This window comes from Methylobacterium ajmalii (genome assembly GCF_036448855.1).
GTDB lineage: Bacteria > Pseudomonadota > Alphaproteobacteria > Rhizobiales > Beijerinckiaceae > Methylobacterium > Methylobacterium ajmalii.
The window spans coordinates 21,589-44,284 of record NZ_JAZFXT010000004.1 but is presented as its reverse complement, the minus strand read 5'-3'; the positions used below and the strand labels follow the sequence as shown (position 1 = coordinate 44,284).

The following is a 22,696-nucleotide window of genomic DNA, read 5'->3' as shown; positions in this document are numbered from 1 at the left end:
GATCGTCCCGTCGTCTGTCGGCGTCTCGTCCCGGGCGTGATCTCTGCCACAGGCCCTGCCGGTCCGACATTAGGACACCTGTACGATCCGCCCCGTCCCCGGATCACGCCCCGATCAATCCCCCGAGCCCGGCATGGGCCGCCTTGGCGGCGGCGGCGGCCCGGGAGGTGACGTCGAGGGCGCGCAGGAGCGCCGAGACGTGGATGCGGACGGTGAAGGGCGAGATGTCGAGCTCGCGGGCGATCTCCTTGTTGGTCCGCCCCTGCGCGACGAGGCGCAGGACGTCGCGCTGGCGCTGCGTCAGCGGCGGCAGGCCGGGCTGGCTCACCACGAGGTCGGTGCGCGGGTTGCGCCGAATGACGAACTCGCCGTCGCGCACCGCCGTGATCGCCAGGGCGATCTCCGCGGCGGGCAGCGACTTGGCGATGAAGCCGTCGGCCCCCTCCTCCATGACGGTGCGGATCAGGACTTCGTCCTCGATCATCGACACGACGATGATCGAGGTCTTCGGGAATTCCTCGCGCAGCGCGCGGATCGACCGCTGCGGGTCGAGGCCGGGAAAGAGCAGGTCGAGGAAGACCGCCTGCGGCGGGGCGGCCCGGGCGAGGTCCAGGACCTCGTCCATCGTGTCGGCCTCCCGCACGCGCGCCTGCGGGTAGAGCCGCTCGGCGATGTGGCGCATCCCCTGGCGGAACAGCGGGTGGTCGTCGGCGACGATGACGGTCTCGATCCTGCGGACGGTCATTCCGGCCCCGAAACCTTCATGCGAGCCGCCCTCCACGGTGCCGGGCCGGGCCTGCGAGCCTGCAGGCCGAGCGCCCGTCGCAAAGGCACGTACCCCAAGGGTCGTCCGATGCCTCATAGGACATATGCACTAGTAGACCGGTTTTCGGGGCCTGTCTAGAAACCTCTCACAGGGTCGCGATAGGACATCGGACCCGCCTTTCGAACAATTTCAATCTGATCGTCGTGGCTCGATCGGCCGGAAGCGCCGGGGCTACGTCGCAATTACGATGACGGTTTTCGGGGGTGCGGCGAATGTCGGATAACGAGCGCGCAATTCTTGAGCGCCAAACAGAGGCGCGCGCCGGAAATCCCGGCGCGGCGGTGCCGCCGCCGGCCGCCGCTCCGCCCAAATCGGCCGTCTCGCCCGGCGTGATCGCGGCCATCGGCGGCGTGGTGGCGGCGGGCGTCGTCGCCGGGACGCTGCTCCTCGGCGGGGCCGAGAAGACCGGCACCGTCGAGCGGCCGGCCCTGTCCCTCGTGAAGGCGAGCGAGATCGACAAGGCCAGCGGCACCGTCGCGCCGGAGGAGAAGGACAAGGTCGTCGAGGAGGCGAAGGCCTGCCGGGCGCCGCTCGCGAGCATGCGCCTGTCGAGGACGACGGCGAAGGGCGGCGGCGTGGTGCGGATCCGGGCCGGCAACTACCTGTCGCCGGCATTCACCGTCGCGGACGGGCCGATCGTCGTCGCGGTGCCGTTCCCCGGCCCCTACGAGGCCGGCAAGGGCGAGATCGTGATCGAGGGCGCGGCCAAGGACGTGTTCGTCCAGCTCAGCCCGGGCCTCACCGTCGACACCACCGAGGCGGTCAAGCGCATCCCGGTGATCTGGGATACCAGCAAGCCCTGCGGAGCCTGAGCGGTGTCGAAATCGGCCATCGTTCCGTTCGTCGTCTCGGGCCTCGTCGTCGCGGTCCTGACGCCGCTCCTGCTCAGCACCGAGTACGGCCCCGCCGCCTGGTGGAACGCGGCCTCGACCGAGATGCGTTGGCGCGCCGCCATCGGGGTCGCGGTCGCCGTCATGGCGGCCCTCGGGCTCTTCGTCACCGCGCTTGCAGGCCGCCGCGCCGAAGCGGCGCTCGGCCAGCCGCCGGCCGGCCTCCTCGGCCTGCCGCGCCTGATCCTCGCCCCGCGCCGGGTCGTCGAGGCCCGCTCGCCCGAGGCCGTGATCGCGACGCTCGAGGACATGGTCGGGCTCGCGCCGGTCAAGCGCGAGGTGAACGCGCTCATCGCCCGGCTCGAACTGGAGCAGCGGCGGCGCGCCGAAGGGCTGCCGGTCTCCGCGATCAGCCAGCACATGATCTTCACCGGCCCCCCGGGCGTCGGCAAGACCGAGGTCGCGAGGGCGATCGGCGAGATCTTTCGCTCCCTCGAGGTCCTGCGCCGCGGCCACCTCGTCGAGGTCGACCGGGCCGGGCTGGTGGCGGGCTATGTCGGCCAGACCGCCGCCAAGACCCTGGAGAAGTGCCGCGAGGCGCTCGACGGCATCCTGTTCATCGACGAGGCCTACACGCTCGCCGGCGGCAGCGGGGGCAACGACTTCGGCAAGGAGGCGATCGACACGCTGCTGAAGTTCATGGAGGACAACCGCGACCGGATCATCGTGATCGTCGCCGGCTACACCAACGACATGCGCCGGTTCGTCGACACCAATCCGGGCCTCGCGGGCCGCTTCACCAAGACGATCGAGTTCCCGCGCTACAGCCCGAAGGACCTCTGCGAGATCCTGCGCCGGATGGCGGCGCGCCAGCAATTCACCCTGCCGGACGGGTTCGAGGCGCGCCTCACGCCCTGGCTCGCCCAGCGCGCCCGGGCCGACGACTGGTCGAACGCCCGCGAGATGCGCACCCTGCTGGAGAAGGCCCGCGAGGCCCAGGCCGCCCGGGTCGCCCGCGAGGGCGGCGACCACCGCCGCATCGAGATCGTCGACCTGCTCCGGGCGACCGGCGAGGACGCCTGATCACGCCACACAGCCCCGGCCGCCCGAGATCCGCGCGCCGCCCGCGAGGGCATGGCCGCGCGGGCGATCGGCCCGCCCCCTCGAAGGTCCGTGACACCCCATGGAACGCCTCGACAAGCATCCCGCGGCCGTCTTCCTCGTCATCGTGCTGGGCGCGACGGGCGCGCTCCTCGCCCTGCGGCCGGACCTCCTCGGGGGGCTTGCCGCCTCGCCCGGGGCGACGCTTCGCAACGGCCTGATCCTCGGCGGCCTCGTCCTGGGCCTGCTGGCGGCGAGCTACATCCCGGCGCGGATCGAGGGGATGCGGCGCACGATGGCCGCGTCCCGCGCCGCCCGCCGGATCCGGCCGATCCGGTTCGAGGACGACGGCGCGGCCGCCGAGAAGCGCGATACGCTGGCCACCGCGCTGGCGACCCTGGAGGGCATGGTCGGCCTCGAACCGGTCAAGCTCGAGGTGAAGGGCGTCATCGCCCGGATGCAGGTCGAGCAGCAGCGCCGTGCCCAGAACCTGCCGGTCGCCGCGATGAGCCAGCACATGGTGTTCACCGGGCCTCCCGGCGTCGGCAAGACCGAGGTCGCCCGCATCCTCGGCCACGTGTTCAAGGCGCTGCGGGTGCTGCGCAAGGGCCACGTCGTCGAGGTCGACCGCGCCGGGCTGGTGGCGGGCTATGCCGGCCAGACCGCGATCAAGACCCTGGAGCGCTGCCGGGAAGCCCTCGACGGCATCCTGTTCATCGACGAGGCCTACACGCTCGCCGGCGGCAGCGGAGGCAACGACTTCGGCAAGGAGGCGATCGACACGCTGCTGAAGTTCATGGAAGACAACCGCGACCGGATCATCGTGATCGTCGCCGGCTACACCAACGACATGCGCCGGTTCGTCGACGCCAATCCGGGGCTCGCGAGCCGCTTCACCAAGACGATCGAGTTCCCGCCCTACGGCGCGCCCGACCTCGCCGAGATCCTCCGGCGCATGGCGAAGGCCCAGGGCTTCGTCCTGCCGGACGGGTTCGAGCGCGATCTGGCGTCTTACGTCGCCGCCCGCTCCCGCGCCGAGGACTGGGCCAATGCCCGCGAGATGCGCACCGTCCTGGAGAAGGCCCGCCAGGCGCAAGCCCTGCGGCTCGCCGCGCAGCCGGGCGGCGACATCGGCCGCATCGAGCCCTCCGACATCGCCGCGGCGCTCGGCCGGCCGACCGGCGGCGCCATCGACCTCGACGAGGCCCGCAAGGTCATCGCCCGCCTCGACGCGATGATCGGCCTCGCCCCGGTCAAGCAGCAGGTGAAGACCGTGGTGGCGCGGGTGATGGTCGACGCCAAGCGGCGCGCCGAGGGCGTCGAGGTCGGCGCGGTGAGCCAGCACATGGTGTTCACCGGCCCCCCCGGCGTCGGCAAGACCGAGGTCGCCCGGATCATGGGCGACATCTTCCGGACGCTCGGGGTGCTGCGCAAGGGCCACGTCGTCGAGGTCGATCGGGCCGGGCTGGTGGCGGGCTATGTCGGCCAGACCGCGGCGCGGACGCTCGAGCGCTGCAAGGAGGCGCTCGACGGCATCCTGTTCATCGACGAGGCCTACACGCTCGCCGGCGGCGGGGCCAACGACTTCGGCAAGGAGGCGATCGACACGCTCCTGAAGTTCATGGAGGACAACCGCGACCGGATCGTCGTGATCGTCGCCGGCTATACCGACGACATGGCCCGGTTCATCGACACCAATCCGGGCCTCGCGGGCCGCTTCACCCGCACCGTCGAATTCCCGCCTTACGACCCCTACGACCTCGTCGAGATCCTGCGCCTGATGGCGTCGCGCCAGTCCTTCCGGCTGCCGCCGCGCTTCGAGACGCTGCTGATCCCGTGGATCGAGGCCCGCGCCCGCCGCCACGACTGGGCCAATGCCCGCGAGATGCGGACCCTGCTCGAACGGTTGCGCGAGGCCCAGGCGCTGCGGCTCGCCGCCGACCCGCTCGGCGATCACGGCCAGTTCGAGCTCGCCGACGTCGAGCGCGCCCTCGGTGCCGCGGCCTGACACCCATGGATGGAATCTCGGATCGAAGCCCGGATCGAATGTCGGACCGGACGGGATCGGGACGCAGGCGGTCGCTCGCCGCCGCGCATGGCCGGCTCTGGTACGGCGAGGCCGGCTACCGGCTGGCCTGGCTCGCCCTGCCGCAGGCCGGCGCCGTGGTGGCGGCGGGCCTGCTCCTGGCCGTCGCCGGCCAGGGCGAGTGGGGCCGGCCGGCCACCGGCTCGCCCCAGCGCGTCGCCGCCCTCGAGGCGCTGCGCCAGCGCGCCGGGCGGGAGGGCGACCTCGCCGCCCTGAAGGAACTCACGGCCGCGGCCGAGGCGGGGGAGATCGACGCCGCGACCCGGCTGGCGAGCCTGGTCGACCCCCTCGTCGCCAAGGCCGCGCCGCGCAGCCCCGCGCCGCGGGACAGCGGGCGGGCGGCCGCGCTCTACCGCCCCGGCGCCGCCGCCGGCGACATCGTGGCGATCGCGCGCCTCGCCGACCTCCTGATGGAGGACGGGGCGAGCGAGCGCGAGCGCCGGCAGGGCTGCCGCCTCGGCCTGACCTGGCTCGACCACCCGCGGGTGAACCGCGACATGCTACGCGGCGAGGAGCGGCTGGCCGAAAAAATCGCCCGCTGCCTCGTCGATCCGCAGAGCGGCGTCGCGCAGGATCCCGACCGGGCAGGCGCCCTCGTGGTGGACACGCTGCGGCTCAAGTACGACCGGTCGATCCGCCAGTACGTCTACGGCCTCGGCCTGCAGAAGCCCGAGCTGATCCGCGGGATGCAGCGGGAACTCGCGGCGCGCACGCCCAACGGCTACACGGGCCCGATCGACGGGCGCGCCTCCGGCGAGACGGTGCTGGCCCTGGAGCGGGAAGCGGAGCTGCGCCCGTTCCCGCCGCAGCCGCGATCGATTCCGGCGACGCAGACGGACGCGGAGCAGGCGTTCCGGAGCCTCGTCGAGGCGGCGCGGCGCGATGCCGGCGCCCGGGCGCGGCTCCAGGCGATGGCGGACCGGGGCGACGCCAAGGCGTTGGCCAATCTCGGCGGCCTCTACAGCCCGGTCTACAACAAGGGCGAATTCTTCGCTCCCGATGCCCGCCGGGCGGCGCAGCTCATGGAGCGGGCCGCCGCGTCCGGATCGCCCGGGACCGGGATCGGGGCCGCCAGCCTCTACGACAAGGGCGTCGGCAACCTCGCCAGGGACCCGGCCAAGGCCGCCGCCCTGACGATCCGCGCGATCGCGGCCGATCCCTCGCTCGGGAACCTGCTCACCGATCCCGACATGAGCGCCGACTGGAGCCTGGCCTTCTGGGGCGGCGTCCAGCGCGAGCTCAAGGAGCGCGGCTTCTACGCCAACCCGATCGAGGACCGGCGCAACGACGCCCTCATCCTGGCGATCCGCCGGTTCCTTCGCGACGAAGCGGCGGCCGGCGCCCGCCCGGGAGGGCAGCGCCATGATTGAGCGGGGAATGACCGAGCGGAGCAACGCGCTCCTGCGGGCGCATGGCCGGCTCTGGTACAGCGAGGCCGGTTACCGGGCGGCCTGGCTCGCCCTGCCGCAGGCGGCGACCGTGGCGGCGGCGGGCCTGTGCCTGGCCATCGCCGCGGGCGGGGAATGGGGCCGGCCGGCCACCGCCTCGAAGGCGCGGATCGCCGAGTTCTCGTCCCTGCGCGACCGGGCCGGCAAGCAGGGCGACCGCAAGGCCCTCGACGAGCTGACCGCGCTCGCGACACGCGGCCAGATCGACGCCTCGACCCGGCTCGGGACGCTCTACGACCCGCTGGTCGCCGGGCTTCTCCCGAAGAAGACCACGCCCAACGACTTCTCCCGCGCCGCCGCGCTCTACGGACCCGGGGCCGCCGCGGGCGACCTGCTGGCGATGACGCGGCTCGCCGACGTGCTCCTCGACCCGGGCAACCCGAACGGCGACCTGCGGCGCGGCTGCCGCCTCGCCCAGGCCTGGATCGACGCGCCCGAGACCCTGGATAAGACGATCACCGGCGAGGAGGCGCTCGCGGTCAAGCTCGCCCATTGCTACGTCCGGCCCGGGAGCGGCCTGAAGCAGGATCCGGTCCGGGCCGGCGAACTCGTCACCGGCGTGCTGTGGCGGAGGCACGCGCCGACGATGACCGCCTTCATCAGCAATCTCGGCCTGCAGGACCCGGCCCTGATCGCGGGCCTGCAGCGGCACTACGCCAAGACCGGGCGCTACGTCGGCCCGGTGGACGGCAAGGCCAATCCCGCCCTCGTCACCGCCCTCCAGGTCTCGGCGGGAATCGCCGACACGGTCGCGACCCCGCGGCCCGAGCCGCGCAAGGCCGAGGCGAAGGAGCCGGCCCCGGAGATGACCGCGCTGATCCGGGCGGCCTGGACCGACGCCCGGGCGCGGGAGCGCCTCACGATGCGGGCCGAGGCCGGCGACGTCGACGCGCTCGCGGCCTGCGGACAGCTGTTCAACCCGGTCCTGAACAAGGGGCAGTCCTTCGCGCCGGACGCGCAGCGCGCCGTCTCCTACTACGAGCGGGCCGCCGCCGCCGGCCATGGCCGGTCCGCGGGCGAGGCCGCGGCGATCTACGATTCGGGCTGGGGCAACGTCGCCAAGGATCCCAAGAAGGCCGCCGCGCTCATCATGCGGGCGATCGACCTCAAGGACGACCAGGCCACGTTCTGGCTGCTCTATCCCGAAGCGGGCAATTTCAGCGGCCCGTTCTGGGGGGCGATCCAGGCCGAGCTGACGGCCCGCGGCTTCTACACCCTGCCGGTCGAGGACAAGCGCAATGCCAGCGTCGTCACGGCCCTGCTCGCCTACATGAAAGCCAAGTCATGACCCAGGCCTCAGCCAGAGCCGTCGCCGCGAGCGGCGTCGACCGGCTCGGCGCCCACGCGGCGCTGTGGTACGGGCAGGCGCGCTATCGCCTCGCCTGGCTCGTCCTGCCGCAGGCCGCGGTGGCGCTCGCCGCCGGCCTCGCGCTCGCCCTGGTGGGGACCGGCGCCGAATGGGGCAAGCCGGCCGACAGCAAGGAGAGCGAGAAGCTCTACGCCGATCTCCTCGAGAAGGCCGGGAAGGACGGCGACAAGACGGCGTTCGACAAGCTGAAGACGGCGGCCGAGGCGGGCGAGATCTCCGCCCGCTCCTTCATGGGCGTGCTCCACGATCCCGACATGACGTCGGTCTACCCGAAGAGCCCGGTCAAGCCCGACGTCGACAAGGCGCTGGGCTACTACCAGCGGACGGCGGATCTCGGCTATCCGGGCGCCCAGCGCGGCATGACCGAGTTGCTGCTCAACCCGGCCCACGGGCATTACGACGCGAAGCGCGGCTGCCGCTACGGGCTCGCGCTCCATGCCAACCCGGCCGTGGCCCGCGCCGGCTACGCCGGGTTCTGGCCGGCGCTCTACTGGCTCGCCGGCTGCTACGTCACGCCCGAGAGCGGCGTCCCGCGCGATCCCCAGAAGGCCGCCGACACCTACATGGAGACGGTGGCGGCCGGGGTGCGGGCGGCCGCGACCGACCTCACGGACGGGCTCGGCCGCCGGCCGCCCGATCTCGTCTCGGCGATCCAGCGCAACCTGACGCGCCGCGGCTTCTATTCCGGGCCGATCGACGGTACGGCCTCGCCGCAGACGATCGCGGCGGTCCGGGCCCTCTCCGGCAAGGCCGCGCCGACAGGCGGCAGTGCGCCGGCGGGCGGCGCGGCTCCCCCGGGCGGAGCCGCCGGGGGCGAGGGCAAGAACCCGGCGCCGCCCGCCTCGGAGCCCGTCCCGAGCGTCGACGCGCTGACGGCCCTGTACAAGAGCGCGCCCACGAACGCCGCCGACGCCGCGAAGCTGCGCGACTTCGCCGAGAAGGGGTTCGCGGTCGCCCAGTTCCTCTACGCGAGCCTGGTCTCGCCGACGAACAAGAATGCCGGGCAGGTCGCCCCGGACGGGCGCCTGGCCAGCCGGTACCTCGAACGCCTCGCCCAGGAGAAGGAGTTCGGCCCGGCCGCGGTCTCGGCGGCCTTCCTGTACGACATCGGCGGCGCCGACCTCCCGCGCGACCCGGCCAAGGCGGCGGACATGACCGTCCGCGCCCTCGAGCTCAAGGCCAAGGACATCCTGCCGAACCTCGAGAACGACAAGTGGGGCGCCGGCTACTGGGCCGCCCTGCAGCAGCGTCTGGCGGCCCGCAAGCTCTATCGCGGCCGCATCGTCGACCAGCGCAACGACCGCACCCTCCAGGCGGCCGGCGACCTCCTCGGCAACCCATAGGAGACCGGAGTGGTTCTCGACCCTCGATCCGGCCGGGTGCGGTCCCAGCGCCTCCCCGGCTTCCGCGTCGGCGCCGCGCTCGCCGTCTTCCTTACAGGGCTCCTGGCGCCGCCGGCCGCGCAGGCGCAGACGCCGACGAAGAGCCGCAAGGTCGACTGCTACGTCGAGGCCGACGGCAAGGTCCTGGCCGACGGTCTCTGCGAGTTCGTCACCGACCCGGTGCGCTACGGGGTCGGGGGCTTTCGCCTCGGCAGCCCGGACGTCGCGTCCGCGCGCTACGGGGCCGTCGTCACGGTGTCGGGGCCCGGCGGCGGCATGGCGACCTGGAACCAGTCGCCGGGCGGCGACCCGGAGGACGGACCCTCCGAGGTCGTCACCTCCCAGGGCGCCTGCTGGCGCGGCGAGCGCATCCGGGCCTGCGCCTGGAAGATCGGCGAGGGCCGCCCCGGCTTCGCCGGCCCGGCTGCGGCGCAACCCGCCGCGCCGCAGCCGGCCGGCCCCCAAGCCGCCCGCCTGCGCCCGGCCGACTGCTACCTCGAGGTCGAGGGCAAGGTCCGCCTCGACGGGTTCTGCATGCTCGTCCCGGAGGGCGGCCAGGGCGGGTTCGTGGTGCGGGCGCGGGCGAGCGGCAAGCCGGACATCCTCGCGCGGCTCGACCGCAAGGGCCAGGAGCCCGGCCGGGCCTGGGTGTTCTGGAACGAGCAATACCAGGACATGGATCCGGCCTTCGCCCTCGGCCAGGCTACGCAGAACGGCCCGTGCTGGGAGAATGCCCAGACGCGCTTCTGCGTCTGGCAGGCGGGGCAATCCCGCGGCGACTGGAAGCGGAGCGCCGGGGGCGCCGCGCCGCCTGCCTCGCCCCCTGCCGCCCGCGACGCCGCCGGGACGGAGGCGCCCGCGCCCGGCACGGTGCTGACGCTGACCTTCCGGGGCCGCTGCGAGGCGCTGGTGATCGACGGCGAGGACATGGGCGCGGCCTGCGCGCCGACGGCCTCGAACGAATCCACCGCCGGCTCGGCCCAGGCGGTGTTCAGCTTCGGCACGGGGGATGCCCGCACCGTCATGTTCCTGGCCTCGGCCAAGGGCTGGGTCGAGAACGGCACCCTGCGCCAGCCGATCGACCAGCTGCGCTACGAGGAGGCCGGCCGGAGCCACCTCGTGAAGGCCAAGGGCGTCTGCGAGATGCCGAACCCGATGGGCGGTCCCGTCGTCATCACCTGCAGCGCGCAGAGCGCCAACACGCCCTACTCGGCGCGCTTTCGCACCGACGGCAGCCGGCCGGTCCTGACGCGCTCGAGCCCCGGCTGAGCGGCCCGCGCGCAATCCCGTCCCGTTCCGATCGGCGGAGGTCACCATGCAACATCGCTCCCAGACGCATCGCACCCGCACGCTCGCGGCGCTCGCCGCCCTCGGCCTCTGGGGGGCCGGGCTCCCGGCGCTCGCCGAGACACAGAACAAGACCGCGCGCCCGGGCGAGCGGACCTTCCTCGATGCCTTCAGCCACTACTTCGCGACGCAGGGCTGCCGCTCGCAGGCCGCCCTGGTCGAGCTCGTCACTCCCCCGCGCGGCGGCCGCCTGGAGCAGCGGCGGGAAAACCGGATCCTCGGCTCGATCGTCGGCGACGACGGCCGCTCGGCACGCAGCGCCGACGGCTGCGAGGCGGTGAGGAAGGACGCGATGAGCCTCTACTACACGCCGCGCCCGGACTTCTCCGGCCTCGACACGCTGTCGGTCGACGTGACCTTCGGCGACGGGACGACGGTTTCCTACCTGTTCCGAATCACGGTGCCGGCGCCCGCGCGCCGCGAGGCCCCGCGAGAGGCCCCAGCAATGTCGCAAGCCCCGGCACGCCGCGACACCGGGCGGGACGCCGCGACGGCGCGGGCGGCCCCCGCGCAGGACACGGCCCGCGCCCCGGAGGGACGGGCGGCGACCGCCGAGGATTTCCTGCGCGAGGCGGCCCGCGATGCGACGCCCGGAAGCCGGCCGGCGCCCGCCGCCCCGCTCCCGAAGGCCACCGCATCCTCCACGCCCGATTCCGCTCCGCCGGCCCGCCCGGAGGTCCCGCAGGAGGTCGCCCCCGCCCGCCCCCCGCGCCCGCCGGCCCAGCGCCAGCTCTGACGCGTCCCGGAGCCTCGTCGCGAGATGCCTGGGGACACCAAGTCGATCGTGCTCGCCGCGATCTGCGTCGTCCTGGTCACCACCTGGATCGGCTTCATGGCGCATCTCGTCGCGACGAACAGGTCGCACATGCCCGCCGGGCCGCTCCTGATCGCGATCGCGCTGGAGACGGCGAAGTACGGCCTGATCCTGGCCGTGTGCGTCTGGGTCGCCGACCGCTGGCTCTGACGCGAGCCGGGCCCCGGGCGACGCGGCAGGGGCGCCCGATCCCACTTCACCCTCACGGAGACCGGACGACCATGCAGGCGCTGGACAGGACGATCGCCCCGCGGATCCTTCTCGCCGGGGCGATCCTCGCGGCATCCCCGGCCCCGGCCGCGCCGCCGTCCTTCGAGTGCGCGAAGGCCGCCTCGCGGGTCGAGCGGACGATCTGCGCCAGCGCGCCACTGGCCAGGGCCGACGCCGCCCTGTCGGCCGCCTACCAGGAGGCCCGCCGGGCCCTGGCGCCCGAGGCGGCGGCGCTGCTCCTCGTGGACGAGAAGCGCTTCCTCGCCGCGCGCGAGCGCGTCTTTTCCACCGGCGACAAGGACCCGGCCGCCCTGCTGCTCGGCGAGATCGAGGACCGCATCGCCTTCCTGCGCAGCCTGCGCGTCCCGCCGCCGGGACGCCTCGCGGGGACCTGGAGCAACCTCTTCGGCACCGCGACGGTCACGCCGGGTCCCGGGGGCGAGTTCGCCGTCAAGGTCGATGCCAACGAGCCGATCACCGCCCGCTGGACCTGCGGGGCGCAGGGCAAGGGCAAGGCCACGGGCGCTCTCCTCACCGTCTCACTCGGGGAGGACGGGTCCGCCCTCACCCTCGCCCGCGACGGCGAGACGCTCAAACTCGGGAGCGTTCCGGGGAAGGGCGAGGCGGAGGGAGCCGCGGATTACTGCGGGCTCAACGGCTCGGTCGACGGCATCTACTTCTTCGTCGAGCCCGCGGCGGCGCCGGCCCGCTGAGGATCGCCCCTCCGCCCGACGGATGCCCCGATGCGCCGCCATCCTCGCGGGGGAGCGGCGGCCCGCCCCGACCGACCAGAAGGAGGATTCCTCGTGACACATCAGCTGCTGCTGGCCGGCACGCTCCTGCTCATGATCGCCGCGGCGCCGCCCCTGATGGCGGCCTCGGGCATCGTCCGCGAGATCACGCTCTCGAGCGGCGGGCTCGCCGAGGTCACCCTCGCCGGCACCGTGGACGGCGACGCCACGATCGCCCTCGACGTCAGGGCCGACCAGATCGACGACATCCTCAAGAGCCTCGTGGTGCGCGATCCGGGCGGCACGGTGGGCGCCATGCGGCTCGACGGCGAGGACCAGGTCGAGGAAGTCCTGCGCGGCGTACCCTTCACGGCGGACGACCTCTCGTCCTCCGCCCAGCTCGCCGGCAAGCTCCAGGGCGTCGAGGTCCGGGTCGAGAGCGGCGGGCGGGTGCTCGAGGGCCGGGTGCTCGGCCTGTCCGAGCGCGAGGCCGGCGCCGAGACCGGGACGGTGAGGGTGCTGTCGCTCCTGACCGGGTCCGGCGCCCTCGAATCGGTGCGGGTCGACGACGGCCTGACGGTGACGATCCGCGACCCCGCGATGGTCGCGCGGATCGCCGAGGTCGTCGACGTGGCCGGCCGGGCCAAGGCGAGCGGGGCGCGGCGGGTGGAGATCGCCCTGTCGGGCACCGGCGCGCGCGAGGTGCGCCTGACCTACGTGGTCGCCGCCCCGGTCTGGAAGACGAGCTACCGCATCGTCGATAACGGCGACGGCCGGGCGAACCTGCAGGCCTGGGCGATCATCGAGAACGCGCTCGGCGAGGACTGGAAGGGGGTGGACGTCACCCTGTCGTCCGGTGCGCCGGTGACGCTGCAGCCGCGCCTGCACCGGCGCACCTGGCGCCGGCGCGCGGAAGCGCCGGTGCCGGTCGAGGATCTCGGCATGCCCGACCTCGATGCCGGCACGCTCGCCGCACGGCCGGCAGCCCCGCCGATGCCGGCGCCGATGGAGCGCATGAGGCGGTCTGCCGACGCCCGCTACGAGGCCGCCCCGGCCGCGGTGGCGGCGCAGCCCACGGAGGGCGACGTGGTGGCGACGTTCCGGCTGCCCCACCCGGTCGATCTCGGGGTCGGCCGCACGCTGTCGGTGCCGATCCTCGACACCGAGATCGAGGCGGCGCGGATCGCGCTGTGGAAGCCCGGGCAGGGCCCCCACCCGATCGCCGCCCTGATGCTGCGCAACGGGACCGGCACGACGCTGCCGCCGGGCATCCTCACCGTCTACGATCGCGCGCTCGGCTATGTCGGCGATGCGCGGCTGCCCGCGACGCCCGCCGGCGAGCAGCGCTTCGCCGCCTTCGCGGCCGACCGCAAGGTCGGCGTCCGGGCCGAGGCGAAGCCCGCCGAGGTGGTGACCCGGATCACGGTCGTCGACGGCGCGCTGCGGGCGACCGCGCGCACCCGCGAGGAGACGGTCTACACCGTGAAGGGCGCGCCCGACGCGGCGCGCACCGTCGTCATCGAGCATCCGCGCCGCGACGGCTGGGCCTTCTCGTCCCCGGCGCGCGACGGCGAGACCGCGGCCGCCTACCGGCTGAAGCTCGATGTGGCCGCCGCGGGCACGGCCGAGGCCCGGGCGGTGCTGGAGCGCGTCCAGACCGACACCTACGCCCTCGCCGAGGCCGAGGCCGGGATGCTGGTGAGCTGGAGCGCGCTCGCCGACGACCCGGCCCTGGCGGACGGCCTCAAGGCCCTGTCCCGGGCCCGCGCCGACAGCCAGGCGGCGACGCGCGAGATCGCCGAGATCGGCGAGCGCATCGCGACGATCACGACCGAGCAGGAGCGCATCCGCGGCAACCTCGGCGTCGTCCCGAAGGACAGCGAGCTCGCCCGGCGCTACCTCGCCCAGATGGGGACCCAGGAGGACGCGCTCGCGAGGCTCGGCACGACGCAAGACGAGGCGCGGGCGCGTCTCGGGACCCAGGAGGCGCGGGTCCGCGCGCTGATCGCGGAGCTGTCGGGACGCGAGCCCCGGCCATGACGGCGCTTCTCGCGATGGGCTCGATCGGCCTCAAGCTCGGGATCCTGGTCGCCGTCGCCCTCGGCAGCGGCGCCGTCGGTTATCGCCTGGGCCGGGACCTCGACGTCTTCCTGCCGGCGGACCGGTCCCCGGCCCGGCGGGCCCTGCGCCTCGTCGACCGGATCGCGGTCGAGCGCGGCCTCGCCCGCGGGGACCTGCTGCGGGCGGTGCTGGAGGAAGACGCGCGTTCGACCGCCGGAGCGCCCCGTCGATGACGCCGATCACCGAACGGGACAGGGCCTTCCTGCGCCGCGAGTGGAGGGACCTCGGCGGGTGCGTCGTCCAGGACGATCCCGATCCCGCCGACCATGACGCGATCTACGCCTGGGTGCTCGATTTCATCGACAGCGGCGTCGACGACCCGGACTACCCGCACGTCCACGGCCTGATCGATCACAGCCTCAACTTCGACATTCCCTTCGCCGCGACGGAGCGGGTGCGCGGCGAGCTGATGACGATCGCGCGCAGGAAGCGCGCGGATCCGGGCTGGCGCCGCCATCCGTGAGGGCGCCGGGGCGCCGGCGCCTCACTCCCGGCCGGGGTCCGGCGCGTCGTCGCCGTCGAGCTGCTCGCTCTGGAGGAGGTCGTGGATGGCCGCGAGGCGGGGCGCCGCGCCGTCGCCGAGGGCGAGGCCGAGCCGCACGCTCAGGATCTCGATCACGATGATCTGCGCGATGGTGGCGTCGGTCCCGACCCGCATCGTCGCGTCCCCCGGCACGTCGACGGCCAGAAGAATGTCGGCGGCGCGGGCGAGCGGCGTGCCGGTGCGGGTGATGGCCACCACCGTGGCCCCGGCCCGGCGGGCGACCGCGACGGTGCGCAGGAGCGCCGGCATCCGCCCGACGAAGGAGATCGCCACCAGCACGTCGCCTTCGCCCAGGCAGGACGCCGCGGTAAGCTGGAGATGCGCGTCGGAGAACGAGTTCGACGGGATGCCGAGCCGGAACAGGCGGGCGTGGAGGTCGTGGGCGAGGAAGTGCGAGGTCGCGCCGGTGCCGGCGGTGTCGACCCGCCTGGCCGCGCGGATCGCCGCCACCGCCGCCTCGATCCGGTCGGGATCGATGCTCGACTGCCACTCGGCCAGCATCGAGGTCACGCTGCCGACGACGTTGCGCACCACCTCGCCGGGGGCGTCGGTCGGCCGGACGCTGCGGTGGACGTAGGGGGTGCCGAGCGCCAGCGAGCCGGCGAGCTTCAGCTTCATGTCGCGCACGCCCTCGCAGCCGACCGCGCGGGCGAAGCGCACGATGGTCGGCGCGCTCACCCCGGCCCGCTCGGCCAGGAGCTCGACCCCGGTCTGGACCACCCAGGCGGGGTCGGCGACGATCATCCGGGCGATCCGGGCCTGCGTCTCGGGCAGGCTCGCGAGCGTGTCGCGCAGGTTGCGCAGCAGGTCGGAGGAGGACCCGGCTTCCGCACCCTCCGCCATCAGGCCGCCTCCCGCATCTCGGAGGCGTCGCGCAGGCAGGCGAACCGGTGCCCGTCCCCGGCCTCGCGCATCGGCGGCACGGCGCTCGCGCAGGCCTCGCCGGCGAGCGGGCAGCGGGTGCGGAAGACGCAGCCCGACGGCGGCGCGAGCGGGCTCGGGATGTCGCCGGTGAGGAGGCGCGCGATGCGCGGCGCATCGGGATCGGCCTTCGGCGAGGCGGCGAGCAGCGCCCGCGTGTAGGGGTGGCGCGGACGCGCCGCCACCTCGGCGGTCGGCCCGATCTCCATGACCCGGCCGAGATAGAGCACCACCACCCGGTCGCAGAGGAGTTCGACCACGTCGAGGTCGTGCGAGATGAACAGCATCGCCAGCCCGAGCCGGGCCCTGAGGTCCTGGAGCAGGTTGAGCACCTGCGCCTGCACCGAGACGTCGAGGGCCGAGACCGGCTCGTCGGCGACGATCAGCCTCGGCTCGACGGCGAGCGCCCGGGCGATGCCGATGCGCTGGCGCTGGCCGCCGGAGAACTCGTGCGGGAAGCGGTCGAGATGCTCGGGGGGCAGGCCGACGAGGTCGAGGAGCTCGGCCATGCGCTCCCGGCGCCGGCCCCGGGCGAGGCCGTGGGCATCGAGCGCCTCGCCCAGGATGCCGGAGACCCGCAGGCGCGGATTGAGGCTGGCATAGGGGTCCTGGAAGATCATCTGCGCCCGGCGCCGCAGGGGCTTCAGGCGCCGCTCGGGCAGGGCCGAGACGTCCTCGCCCTCGAAGCGGATCGTGCCGCCGGTCGGATCGACCAGGCGGAGCGCCAGCCGCCCGATCGTCGACTTGCCCGAGCCCGATTCGCCCACGAGCCCGACGACCTCGCCGGGGGCGACCGTGAAGCTCACGTCCTCCACCGCCCGCACCTGGGCCGGCGGGCGGCCGAAGCGCTTGGTGAGACCCTGCACCGCGAGAATCGGGTCGATCGAAGCGGTCGAACGGCTCACATCTCCCTCCAGAACAAGCAGCGGGCGGCGCGCCCGGGGGCAATCGCCTCGAGCGGCGGCGGCGTGGTGCGGCATTCCTCCCGCACCCGCTCGCAGCGGGGCGAGAAGGCGCAAGCCGCGCGGATCGCGGCGGCCCGCCCGAGGGAGCCGGGAATCGAGCGGACGTGCCGGCGCCCGTCCGGGCCGCGGGTCGCCCGCGCCGGCAGCGAATTGAGCAGCCCCGCCGTGTAGGGATGGCGCGGACGGCGAAACAGGTCGCCGACCGGCCCGGTCTCGACGATGCGGCCGGCATACATCACCGCCACCCGGTCGGCGACCTCCGCCACCACGCCGAGATTGTGGGTGATGAACAGGACGCCCATCCCGGTCTCGCGCCGCAGCCGGTCGATCAGCGACAGGATCTGGGCCTGGATCGTCACGTCGAGGGCGGTCGTCGGCTCGTCGGCGATGAGGAGCCGCGGGTTGCACGCCATGGCGAGCGCGATCATCACCCGCTGGCGCATGCCGCCCGACATCTGATGCGGGTAGTCGTGCAGGCGCTTGGCCGCGGCCGGGATCTCGACGAGTTCCAGCATCTCCTGCGCCCGGCGCAACGCCGCGCGCCGGTCGAGCCCGAGGTGGAGCCGCGCCGATTCGGCGATCTGCTCGCCGGCGGTCAGCACCGGGTTGAGGCTCGTCATCGGCTCCTGGAAGATCATGGCGATCTCGGCGCCGCGCAGGCGCCGCACCCGGTCGGGCGCGGCCGCGGCGAGGTCGACGGTCTCGCCGGCCTTGGTCCGGTACAGGATGCGGCCCTTCGCGACGCGGCCGGCCGGGCGCGGCAGCAGCCCCATCACGGCGAGGCTCGACACCGACTTGCCGGAGCCGGATTCGCCGACGAGCGCGACGGTCTCGCCGGGAGCGACGCAAAGGTCGACGCCGATGACGGGAGCGACCTCGCCGTCCTCCGTCCGGAAGCGGACCTCCAGGTCCTCGATCGAGAGGAGAGCCTGCGTCATCTCACAGCGCCTTGCGCAGCTTCGGGTCGAGCATGTCGCGCAGGCCGTCGCCGAGGATCTGGAGCGAGAGGGCCGAGAGCACGATGGCAAGCCCCGGATAGAGCACGGTCCAGAAGGCCCGGTCGGCGTATTGCTGGCCCGACGCGATCATCGTGCCCCAGGTCGGGATCTCCGGCGGCACGCCCGCGCCGAGGAACGACAGGCCGGCCTCCGCCAGGACCGCGTAGGCGAAGATGAAGGTCGCCTGGATCAGGATCGGCGAGGCGACGTTCAGGAGGATGTGCACGGTCAGGATGCGGGGCGTACCGACCCCGAGCGCGCGGGCCGCCTCGACGAAGGGCAGTTCGCGCACCACCAGCGTCGAGGCCCGCACCACCCGCACCACCCGCGGCGTGTAGACGATGGCGAGCGCCAGCACGACGTTGCCGGCGGAGGCGCCGAGCACGGCGACGAGGAAGATGGCGAGCAGGATGTCGGGCAGCGCCATCAGGGCATCGACCACCCGCATGATCGGCCCGTCGAGCCGACGGTCGTAGCCGGCGAGGATCCCGAACAGGGTGCCGGTGAGGCAGGAGGCGAGCACCACCGAAAAGCCGATCCCCAGAGAGGCCCGGGCGCCGTAGACGACCCGCGAGAACACGTCGCGGCCGAGCTCGTCGGTGCCGAGCCAGTGCTCGGACGAGGGCGGGCGCAGGCGGCGCACCACCCGCATCGCGCCGGGATCGAAGGGGGAGACCCACGGGGCGGCGAGCGCCACCACGACGATCGCGAGCAGCACCAGGGCGGCGGCGAGGACGAGCTTGCGCCGAAAGAGGCGGCGCAGGAACAGCATCGCGGGGGCGGATCGGAACGCCGCCCCCTGCACGGTCGGGGCACCGGTCGCGGGACTGGTCATGCGGTCACCCGGGGATCGACGAGGCGGTAGATCAGGTCGACCGCGAGGTTGATGAGGACGTAGAGGCCGGCCACCATCACGAGCGCGCCCTGGATGACGGGATAGTCGCGCCGCAGCACCGCCGAGACCACGAGGTTGCCGATCCCGGGCAGGCCGAACACCGTCTCGGTGACGATGGCCCCGCCGATGAGCAGCGCCACCGTGAGGCCGAGCACGGTGACGATCGGAACCAGCGCGGTCCCGAAGGCGTGGCGCAGCACCACCCGGCTCTCCGGCAGGCCCTTGGAGCGGGCGGTGCGGACGTAGTCGTTCGACAGCACGTCGAGCATCGAGGCGCGGGTGAAGCGGGTGATCAGCGCCGAGTTGACGATGCCGAGGACGATCGAGGGCAGCACCAGGTGCTCCAGCCGCTCGCCCAGGCTCGCGCCGGGCGCGCCGTAGCCGGCCACCGGGAACCAGCCGAGGCGCACGGCGAAGAGCTGGATCAGGATCAGGCCGAGCCAGAAGCTCGGCACGTTGGCGGCGAGCAGGGCCAGCCCGCTCACCATCTGGTCGACGATCCGCCCCCGCCACACCGCCGAGACGATGCCGGCCGGCACGCCGACGAGGGCGGCGATGGAGACCGAGAACAGGGCGAGGAAGAAGGTCGGCTCGGCCCGGTCCCACAGGACCGTGGTCACCGGCTGCTGCAGGAAGATCGAGCGGCCGAAATTGCCGGTGGCGATCTCCTTCAGCCATAAGCCGAACTGGACGAGGAGCGGCCGGTCGAGCCCGAACGTGGCGCGCAGCCGCGCGACGTCCTCCGGCGAGGCCTGGTCGCCCAGCATGATCGCCGCCGGGTCGCCGGGGGCGAGGCGGGTGAGGAAGAACACCATGGTGGCGACCAGGAACAGCACCACCAGGAGGCCGCCGAGCCGGCGTGCGAGAGAGATCCACATCGGGCTGGCGCCTTTTTTGATCCGACCGATACGGGACACGACACCGACGGGAGACCCGCCGTGATCCGGCTCTTCCACCCGCGACCTCATCCTGAGGTGCCGGCGATCGAAGATCGCTGGGCCTCGAAGGAGGGATCCAGCGATCTCGGGGGCATCTGGAGCCCTCCTTCGAGGTCAGTCCATCTGCGATGGACCGACACCTCGGGATGAGGTCGCGGGTGGGAGGGGATGACGACGAAGCCGGACAGCTCCGTCGCAGAATCGTCGTCCTTCCGTGCCCGATCGACGGAGTTGATCATCTCCATCGCGATTTCGGGCGCCGCTTCCGCGATCTCGGCTTGACGGAGCGGGCTCTTGCCGCCTCACGCCGCCTCGACGTTCCAGAAGGCCGGCCACGGCATCGGCGCGAAACCCTTCAGCTTGCCCGAGAGGCCGGACAGGGCCGCGAAGTTGCCGACGCGGATGTAGGGCACTTCCCGATAGATCGCCTCCTGCACCGGGCCCCACAGCACGCCGCGCTTCCCCGGATCGGTCTCGGCGTTGAAGGCCGACAACGCCGCCTTCTTCGCCGGCGTGTCCCACCAGCCCGGGGCGCCGTCGCCGAGCTGGGGCGGCGTCAGCATGGGTTCGGGCAGGAAGGCCGAGTGGGTGACGTAGACGTCCCACAAGGCCGGGTCGCCGCGGCGGGAGACGAGCGTCGCCCAGTCGACCACGTCGAGGGTCACCTTGAAGCCGGCGGCGCGCAGCGCCTCGGCCATGACGAGCGCGATGCGGTTGTGGAAGTCGTACTGCTTCGAGTTGAGGATGCGGATCGGCGTGCCGTCGTAGTTCGCTTTCGCCAGCAGGGCCTTGGCGCCCTTGTCGTCGCCCTTGTCGTAGGCCTGCGTGCCGGCGGTGGAGTGGAAGGGCGATCCCTTCGGGAAGTGGCTGCCCGTCGCCTCGAAGAACTTGTCTTCGCCGAAGGCCGCCATCAGGAGCTCGGTGTCGCTGAGCGCCATCTGGAGCGCCTGGCGCACCGTCTGGTCGGCGCAAGGACCCTGCCGGGTGTTGAGCACGAGGTAGGGGAAGCCGAACGGCATCGTCAGCACCGGCTTCACGCCGGACGCCTTGGCGATGCGCCCGTTGCTCTCGACGGGAAGCTGGTCGACGAAGTGGTACTGGCCGGCGACGACGCCCTCGACCCGGGTGTTGGCGTTCGGCACCGGGATGAAGCGCAATTCCGGGATCGCCGCGGTGCGCCGCCCGGCATAGCCGCTCGGGGCCTCGCTGCGGGCGGCGTAAGACTCGTGGCGGGTCAGCACCACGAACTGGTCGGGCCGGCGCTCCTTGAACCGGTAGGGGCCGGTGCCGACGAACTCGGCGAGCGGGTTGGCGATCGCCTCCCGGGCCATGATGGCGGCGAAGCCCGACGGCAGGGCGAGGTGGGCGAGCAGCGCCGGGTTGACCGCCTTGAGGACGATCTCGACCGCGTGCGGGCCTTTCGCCGTCAGGCTCGTCAGCCCGGCCGCGATGCCCTTGCCGCGGGGCGTCATCTCCATCCAGCGCTTGAGTGAGGCGACGACGTCCTCGGAATCGAGCGCCCGGCCGTTATGGAGCGGCACGCCCTCGCGGAGCGGGATCGTGTAGGTCTTCCCGTCCGGGCCGATCGTCGGCAGCGCCGCGGCCAGCATCGGCTGGACGGTCCAGCTCGCATCGAACGTGTAGAGCGGCTCGAACACGTGCTGCATGATCGTGCCGACGAGGTCGGCGGTCGAAGCCATCGGGTCGAGCGATTGCGGCTCGCCCACCATCGCCAGGTTGACGCTGGCCATGCCGCCCGCGCCGCCGCCCTGCGCCAAGGCGGAGGCCGGCACCAGCGGGGCGAGCGCGAGGCCGGTCGCGAGGGTGCGGCGGGTCAGGCCGGCGCGCGGGCTGTCGGTGGGGGCCATGGACGTCTCCTGGACGGCGCTTTTGTAAAATTATTTCACGTTTTTATCGTGCGTCAAGCGACCTTCCGCGATCCAAACCGGCCATCTCGGTTTCCGGTTGCGGCTTCCACGGTCGTTGTGTAAATTTTTTTCGCAACCTCGTCAGCCAGCGGACTCCATGACCTTCGATCTCGTGCTCGCGGGCGGCCGCGTCGTCGACCCGTCCCAGTCCATCGACCGCGTCGCCGACGTCGCCTTTACGGACGGCAAGGTGGCGGCCGTCGGCGAGGGGCTTTCCGCCTCGGCCCGGGCGGTCCACGATTGCGCCGGTCGTCTCGTCACCCCGGGCCTCATCGACCTGCACACCCACGTCTACTGGGGCGGCACCTCGCTCGGGGTCGACGCGCCGGCGCTCGCGCGCTCGGGCGCGGTCACGACCTTCGTCGATACCGGCAGCGCCGGTCCCGGCAACTTCGCGGGCTTTCGCCGCCACGTGGTCGAGCCCTCGCCGGTGCGCATCATCCCGCTGATGAGCGTGTCGTTCGCCGGCATCTACGCCTTCTCGAAGCGGGTGAATGTCGGCGAGAGCGGCGACCAGCGGCTGTTGTCGGCGCCCGCCGCCCTCGAGGTGGCGCTCGCCAACCGCGACGTGCTCGGCGGCCTCAAAGTCCGGGTCGGCCGCAATGCCGGCGGCACGTCGGGCATCGTGCCCCTCGACATCGCCCGGCAGGTCGCGGACGCGGCCGGCATGATGCTGATGGTCCATATCGACGAGCCGCCGCCGACGCTCGCCGAGGTGTTGGAGCGGCTGCGCCCGGGCGACATCCTGACTCACGCGTTCCGGCCGTTCCCCAACACCCCGGTCACCGCCGACGGGCGCGTGCGCCCCGAGGTGCGGGAGGCCCGCGCCCGCGGCGTCGTGTTCGACATCGGCCACGGCATGGGCTCCTTCGCCTTCTCGGTCGGGCGCACGATGCTGGAGAACGGCTTCCCGCCCGACTGCATCTCGTCGGACGTGCACACGCTGTGCATCGAGGGGCCGGCCTTCGACCTCCTCACCACGATGTCGAAGTTCCTCTGCATCGGCATGCCGCTCACCGAGGTGATCCGCGCCGCCACCGACAACCCGGCTCGCGCCTTGACCCGCCCCGACCTCGGCACGTTCCGGACGGGTGCGGCCGGCGACGCCTCGGTCCTGTCCCTCGACGAGGGCCGCTTCGACTACGTCGATTCGACGGGTGCGCACCTTGCCGGCGAGCAGCGCCTGTCGGCCAAGGCCACCATCATCGGCGGCGCCGTCTTCCACGCCAACTGAGAGGATTC

At 73.1% G+C, this 22,696-nt stretch carries 21 protein-coding genes; 14 read left to right on the top strand and 7 right to left on the bottom strand.

What is annotated here, in order from left to right; genetic code table 11:
* Positions 1–103: 103 nt before the first annotated feature.
* Positions 104–745 (bottom strand): LuxR C-terminal-related transcriptional regulator, encoded by a 642-nt coding sequence (locus tag V3T34_RS00930; RefSeq protein ID WP_305077098.1) that lies wholly within the window; start codon positions 743–745, stop codon positions 104–106.
* Positions 746–1,155: 410 nt separating this feature from the next.
* Between V3T34_RS00930 and V3T34_RS00925 the strand changes: the two genes are divergently transcribed.
* The 13 genes from V3T34_RS00925 to V3T34_RS00865 all read left to right on the top strand — a co-directional run bounded on the left by V3T34_RS00925 (position 1,156) and on the right by V3T34_RS00865 (position 14,728).
* Entirely contained in the window at positions 1,156–1,638 is a 483-nt protein-coding gene (locus V3T34_RS00925) for a hypothetical protein (RefSeq protein WP_289052679.1), read from the top strand.
* Positions 1,639–1,641: 3 nt separating this feature from the next.
* On the top strand, positions 1,642–2,739 hold the full coding sequence (locus tag V3T34_RS00920; RefSeq protein WP_305077099.1) for an AAA family ATPase: 1,098 nt from the start codon (positions 1,642–1,644) through the stop codon (positions 2,737–2,739).
* Positions 2,740–2,839: 100 nt separating this feature from the next.
* Positions 2,840–4,765: an AAA family ATPase gene (locus V3T34_RS00915; protein WP_200647074.1), complete on the top strand. Its 1,926-nt coding sequence runs from the start codon at positions 2,840–2,842 to the stop codon at positions 4,763–4,765.
* 38 nt (positions 4,766–4,803) lie between these two features.
* Positions 4,804–6,213, top strand: coding sequence for an SEL1-like repeat protein (locus V3T34_RS00910; RefSeq protein ID WP_305077100.1), 1,410 nt, complete (start codon positions 4,804–4,806; stop codon positions 6,211–6,213).
* Positions 6,206–7,579: a tetratricopeptide repeat protein gene (locus V3T34_RS00905; RefSeq protein ID WP_305077101.1), complete on the top strand. Its 1,374-nt coding sequence runs from the start codon at positions 6,206–6,208 to the stop codon at positions 7,577–7,579. The genes V3T34_RS00910 and V3T34_RS00905 overlap by 8 nt, the downstream gene beginning before the upstream one ends.
* Positions 7,576–9,003: a peptidoglycan-binding protein gene (locus tag V3T34_RS00900; protein WP_305077102.1), complete on the top strand. Its 1,428-nt coding sequence runs from the start codon at positions 7,576–7,578 to the stop codon at positions 9,001–9,003. Before V3T34_RS00905 ends, V3T34_RS00900 begins: the two co-directional genes overlap by 4 nt.
* A 9-nt stretch (positions 9,004–9,012) precedes the next feature.
* A complete protein-coding gene (locus V3T34_RS00895) occupies positions 9,013–10,311 on the top strand; it encodes a hypothetical protein (RefSeq protein ID WP_331369085.1) in 1,299 nt (432 codons plus the stop codon).
* Between the two features lie 46 nt (positions 10,312–10,357).
* Positions 10,358–11,125: a hypothetical protein gene (locus V3T34_RS00890; protein WP_305077104.1), complete on the top strand. Its 768-nt coding sequence runs from the start codon at positions 10,358–10,360 to the stop codon at positions 11,123–11,125.
* Positions 11,126–11,149: 24 nt separating this feature from the next.
* A complete protein-coding gene (locus tag V3T34_RS00885) occupies positions 11,150–11,353 on the top strand; it encodes a hypothetical protein (RefSeq protein WP_060848326.1) in 204 nt (67 codons plus the stop codon).
* A 71-nt stretch (positions 11,354–11,424) separates the two neighbouring features.
* Positions 11,425–12,126, top strand: a complete 702-nt coding sequence (locus tag V3T34_RS00880; protein WP_305077105.1) for a lysozyme inhibitor LprI family protein — start codon at positions 11,425–11,427, stop codon at positions 12,124–12,126.
* 93 nt (positions 12,127–12,219) lie between these two features.
* The gene (locus V3T34_RS00875) at positions 12,220–14,184 is read left to right on the top strand and encodes a DUF4139 domain-containing protein (protein WP_305077106.1); all 1,965 of its coding nucleotides are present in this window, start codon (positions 12,220–12,222) and stop codon (positions 14,182–14,184) included.
* Positions 14,181–14,438, top strand: a complete 258-nt coding sequence (locus tag V3T34_RS00870) for a hypothetical protein (RefSeq protein ID WP_060848328.1) — start codon at positions 14,181–14,183, stop codon at positions 14,436–14,438. Before V3T34_RS00875 ends, V3T34_RS00870 begins: the two co-directional genes overlap by 4 nt.
* Positions 14,435–14,728 carry a hypothetical protein gene (locus V3T34_RS00865; protein WP_060848329.1) on the top strand — a complete coding sequence of 98 codons (294 nt, stop codon included), beginning with the start codon at positions 14,435–14,437 and terminating at the stop codon, positions 14,726–14,728. Before V3T34_RS00870 ends, V3T34_RS00865 begins: the two co-directional genes overlap by 4 nt.
* A gap of 21 nt (positions 14,729–14,749) precedes the next feature.
* Here V3T34_RS00865 and V3T34_RS00860 read toward each other — a convergent pair whose 3' ends face one another.
* From V3T34_RS00860 to V3T34_RS00835, 6 genes are all read right to left on the bottom strand, one after another.
* Positions 14,750–15,652 (bottom strand): MurR/RpiR family transcriptional regulator, encoded by a 903-nt coding sequence (locus V3T34_RS00860; RefSeq protein WP_060848330.1) that lies wholly within the window; start codon positions 15,650–15,652, stop codon positions 14,750–14,752.
* Entirely contained in the window at positions 15,652–16,635 is a 984-nt protein-coding gene (locus V3T34_RS00855) for an ABC transporter ATP-binding protein (protein WP_060848331.1), read from the bottom strand. The genes V3T34_RS00860 and V3T34_RS00855 overlap by 1 nt, the downstream gene beginning before the upstream one ends.
* Positions 16,632–17,633: an ABC transporter ATP-binding protein gene (locus V3T34_RS00850; RefSeq protein WP_060848332.1), complete on the bottom strand. Its 1,002-nt coding sequence runs from the start codon at positions 17,631–17,633 to the stop codon at positions 16,632–16,634. Before V3T34_RS00850 ends, V3T34_RS00855 begins: the two co-directional genes overlap by 4 nt.
* Position 17,634: 1 nt before the next feature.
* Positions 17,635–18,465, bottom strand: coding sequence for an ABC transporter permease (locus tag V3T34_RS00845; RefSeq protein ID WP_305077126.1), 831 nt, complete (start codon positions 18,463–18,465; stop codon positions 17,635–17,637).
* Between the two features lie 59 nt (positions 18,466–18,524).
* On the bottom strand, positions 18,525–19,466 hold the full coding sequence (locus V3T34_RS00840) for an ABC transporter permease (protein WP_305077107.1): 942 nt from the start codon (positions 19,464–19,466) through the stop codon (positions 18,525–18,527).
* Positions 19,467–19,828: 362 nt separating this feature from the next.
* Complete coding sequence (locus tag V3T34_RS00835) at positions 19,829–21,394, bottom strand: ABC transporter substrate-binding protein (RefSeq protein WP_305077108.1); 1,566 nt, start codon at positions 21,392–21,394, stop codon at positions 19,829–19,831.
* A gap of 157 nt (positions 21,395–21,551) precedes the next feature.
* On the opposite strand from V3T34_RS00835, the gene V3T34_RS00830 reads away from it, so the two are divergent.
* The gene (locus V3T34_RS00830; RefSeq protein ID WP_060848336.1) at positions 21,552–22,688 is read left to right on the top strand and encodes an amidohydrolase/deacetylase family metallohydrolase; all 1,137 of its coding nucleotides are present in this window, start codon (positions 21,552–21,554) and stop codon (positions 22,686–22,688) included.
* Positions 22,689–22,696: the final 8 nt, after the last annotated feature.

Bases quoted from the DNA above. Each gene is read 5' to 3' on its own strand.
- V3T34_RS00900 (WP_305077102.1), top strand. From the start codon at position 7,576: ATGACCCAGGCCTCAGCCAGAGCCGTCGCCGCGAGCGGCGTCGACCGG.
- V3T34_RS00850 (WP_060848332.1), bottom strand. From the start codon at position 17,633: ATGACGCAGGCTCTCCTCTCGATCGAGGACCTGGAGGTCCGCTTCCGG.
- V3T34_RS00910 (WP_305077100.1), top strand. From the start codon at position 4,804: ATGTCGGACCGGACGGGATCGGGACGCAGGCGGTCGCTCGCCGCCGCG.
- V3T34_RS00880 (WP_305077105.1), top strand. From the start codon at position 11,425: ATGCAGGCGCTGGACAGGACGATCGCCCCGCGGATCCTTCTCGCCGGG.
- V3T34_RS00860 (WP_060848330.1), bottom strand. From the start codon at position 15,652: ATGGCGGAGGGTGCGGAAGCCGGGTCCTCCTCCGACCTGCTGCGCAAC.
- V3T34_RS00905 (WP_305077101.1), top strand. From the start codon at position 6,206: ATGATTGAGCGGGGAATGACCGAGCGGAGCAACGCGCTCCTGCGGGCG.
- V3T34_RS00870 (WP_060848328.1), top strand. From the start codon at position 14,181: ATGACGGCGCTTCTCGCGATGGGCTCGATCGGCCTCAAGCTCGGGATC.
- V3T34_RS00835 (WP_305077108.1), bottom strand. From the start codon at position 21,394: ATGGCCCCCACCGACAGCCCGCGCGCCGGCCTGACCCGCCGCACCCTC.
- V3T34_RS00915 (WP_200647074.1), top strand. From the start codon at position 2,840: ATGGAACGCCTCGACAAGCATCCCGCGGCCGTCTTCCTCGTCATCGTG.
- V3T34_RS00830 (WP_060848336.1), top strand. From the start codon at position 21,552: ATGACCTTCGATCTCGTGCTCGCGGGCGGCCGCGTCGTCGACCCGTCC.
- V3T34_RS00885 (WP_060848326.1), top strand. From the start codon at position 11,150: ATGCCTGGGGACACCAAGTCGATCGTGCTCGCCGCGATCTGCGTCGTC.
- V3T34_RS00890 (WP_305077104.1), top strand. From the start codon at position 10,358: ATGCAACATCGCTCCCAGACGCATCGCACCCGCACGCTCGCGGCGCTC.
- V3T34_RS00930 (WP_305077098.1), bottom strand. From the start codon at position 745: ATGACCGTCCGCAGGATCGAGACCGTCATCGTCGCCGACGACCACCCG.
- V3T34_RS00865 (WP_060848329.1), top strand. From the start codon at position 14,435: ATGACGCCGATCACCGAACGGGACAGGGCCTTCCTGCGCCGCGAGTGG.
- V3T34_RS00845 (WP_305077126.1), bottom strand. From the start codon at position 18,465: ATGCTGTTCCTGCGCCGCCTCTTTCGGCGCAAGCTCGTCCTCGCCGCC.
- V3T34_RS00840 (WP_305077107.1), bottom strand. From the start codon at position 19,466: ATGTGGATCTCTCTCGCACGCCGGCTCGGCGGCCTCCTGGTGGTGCTG.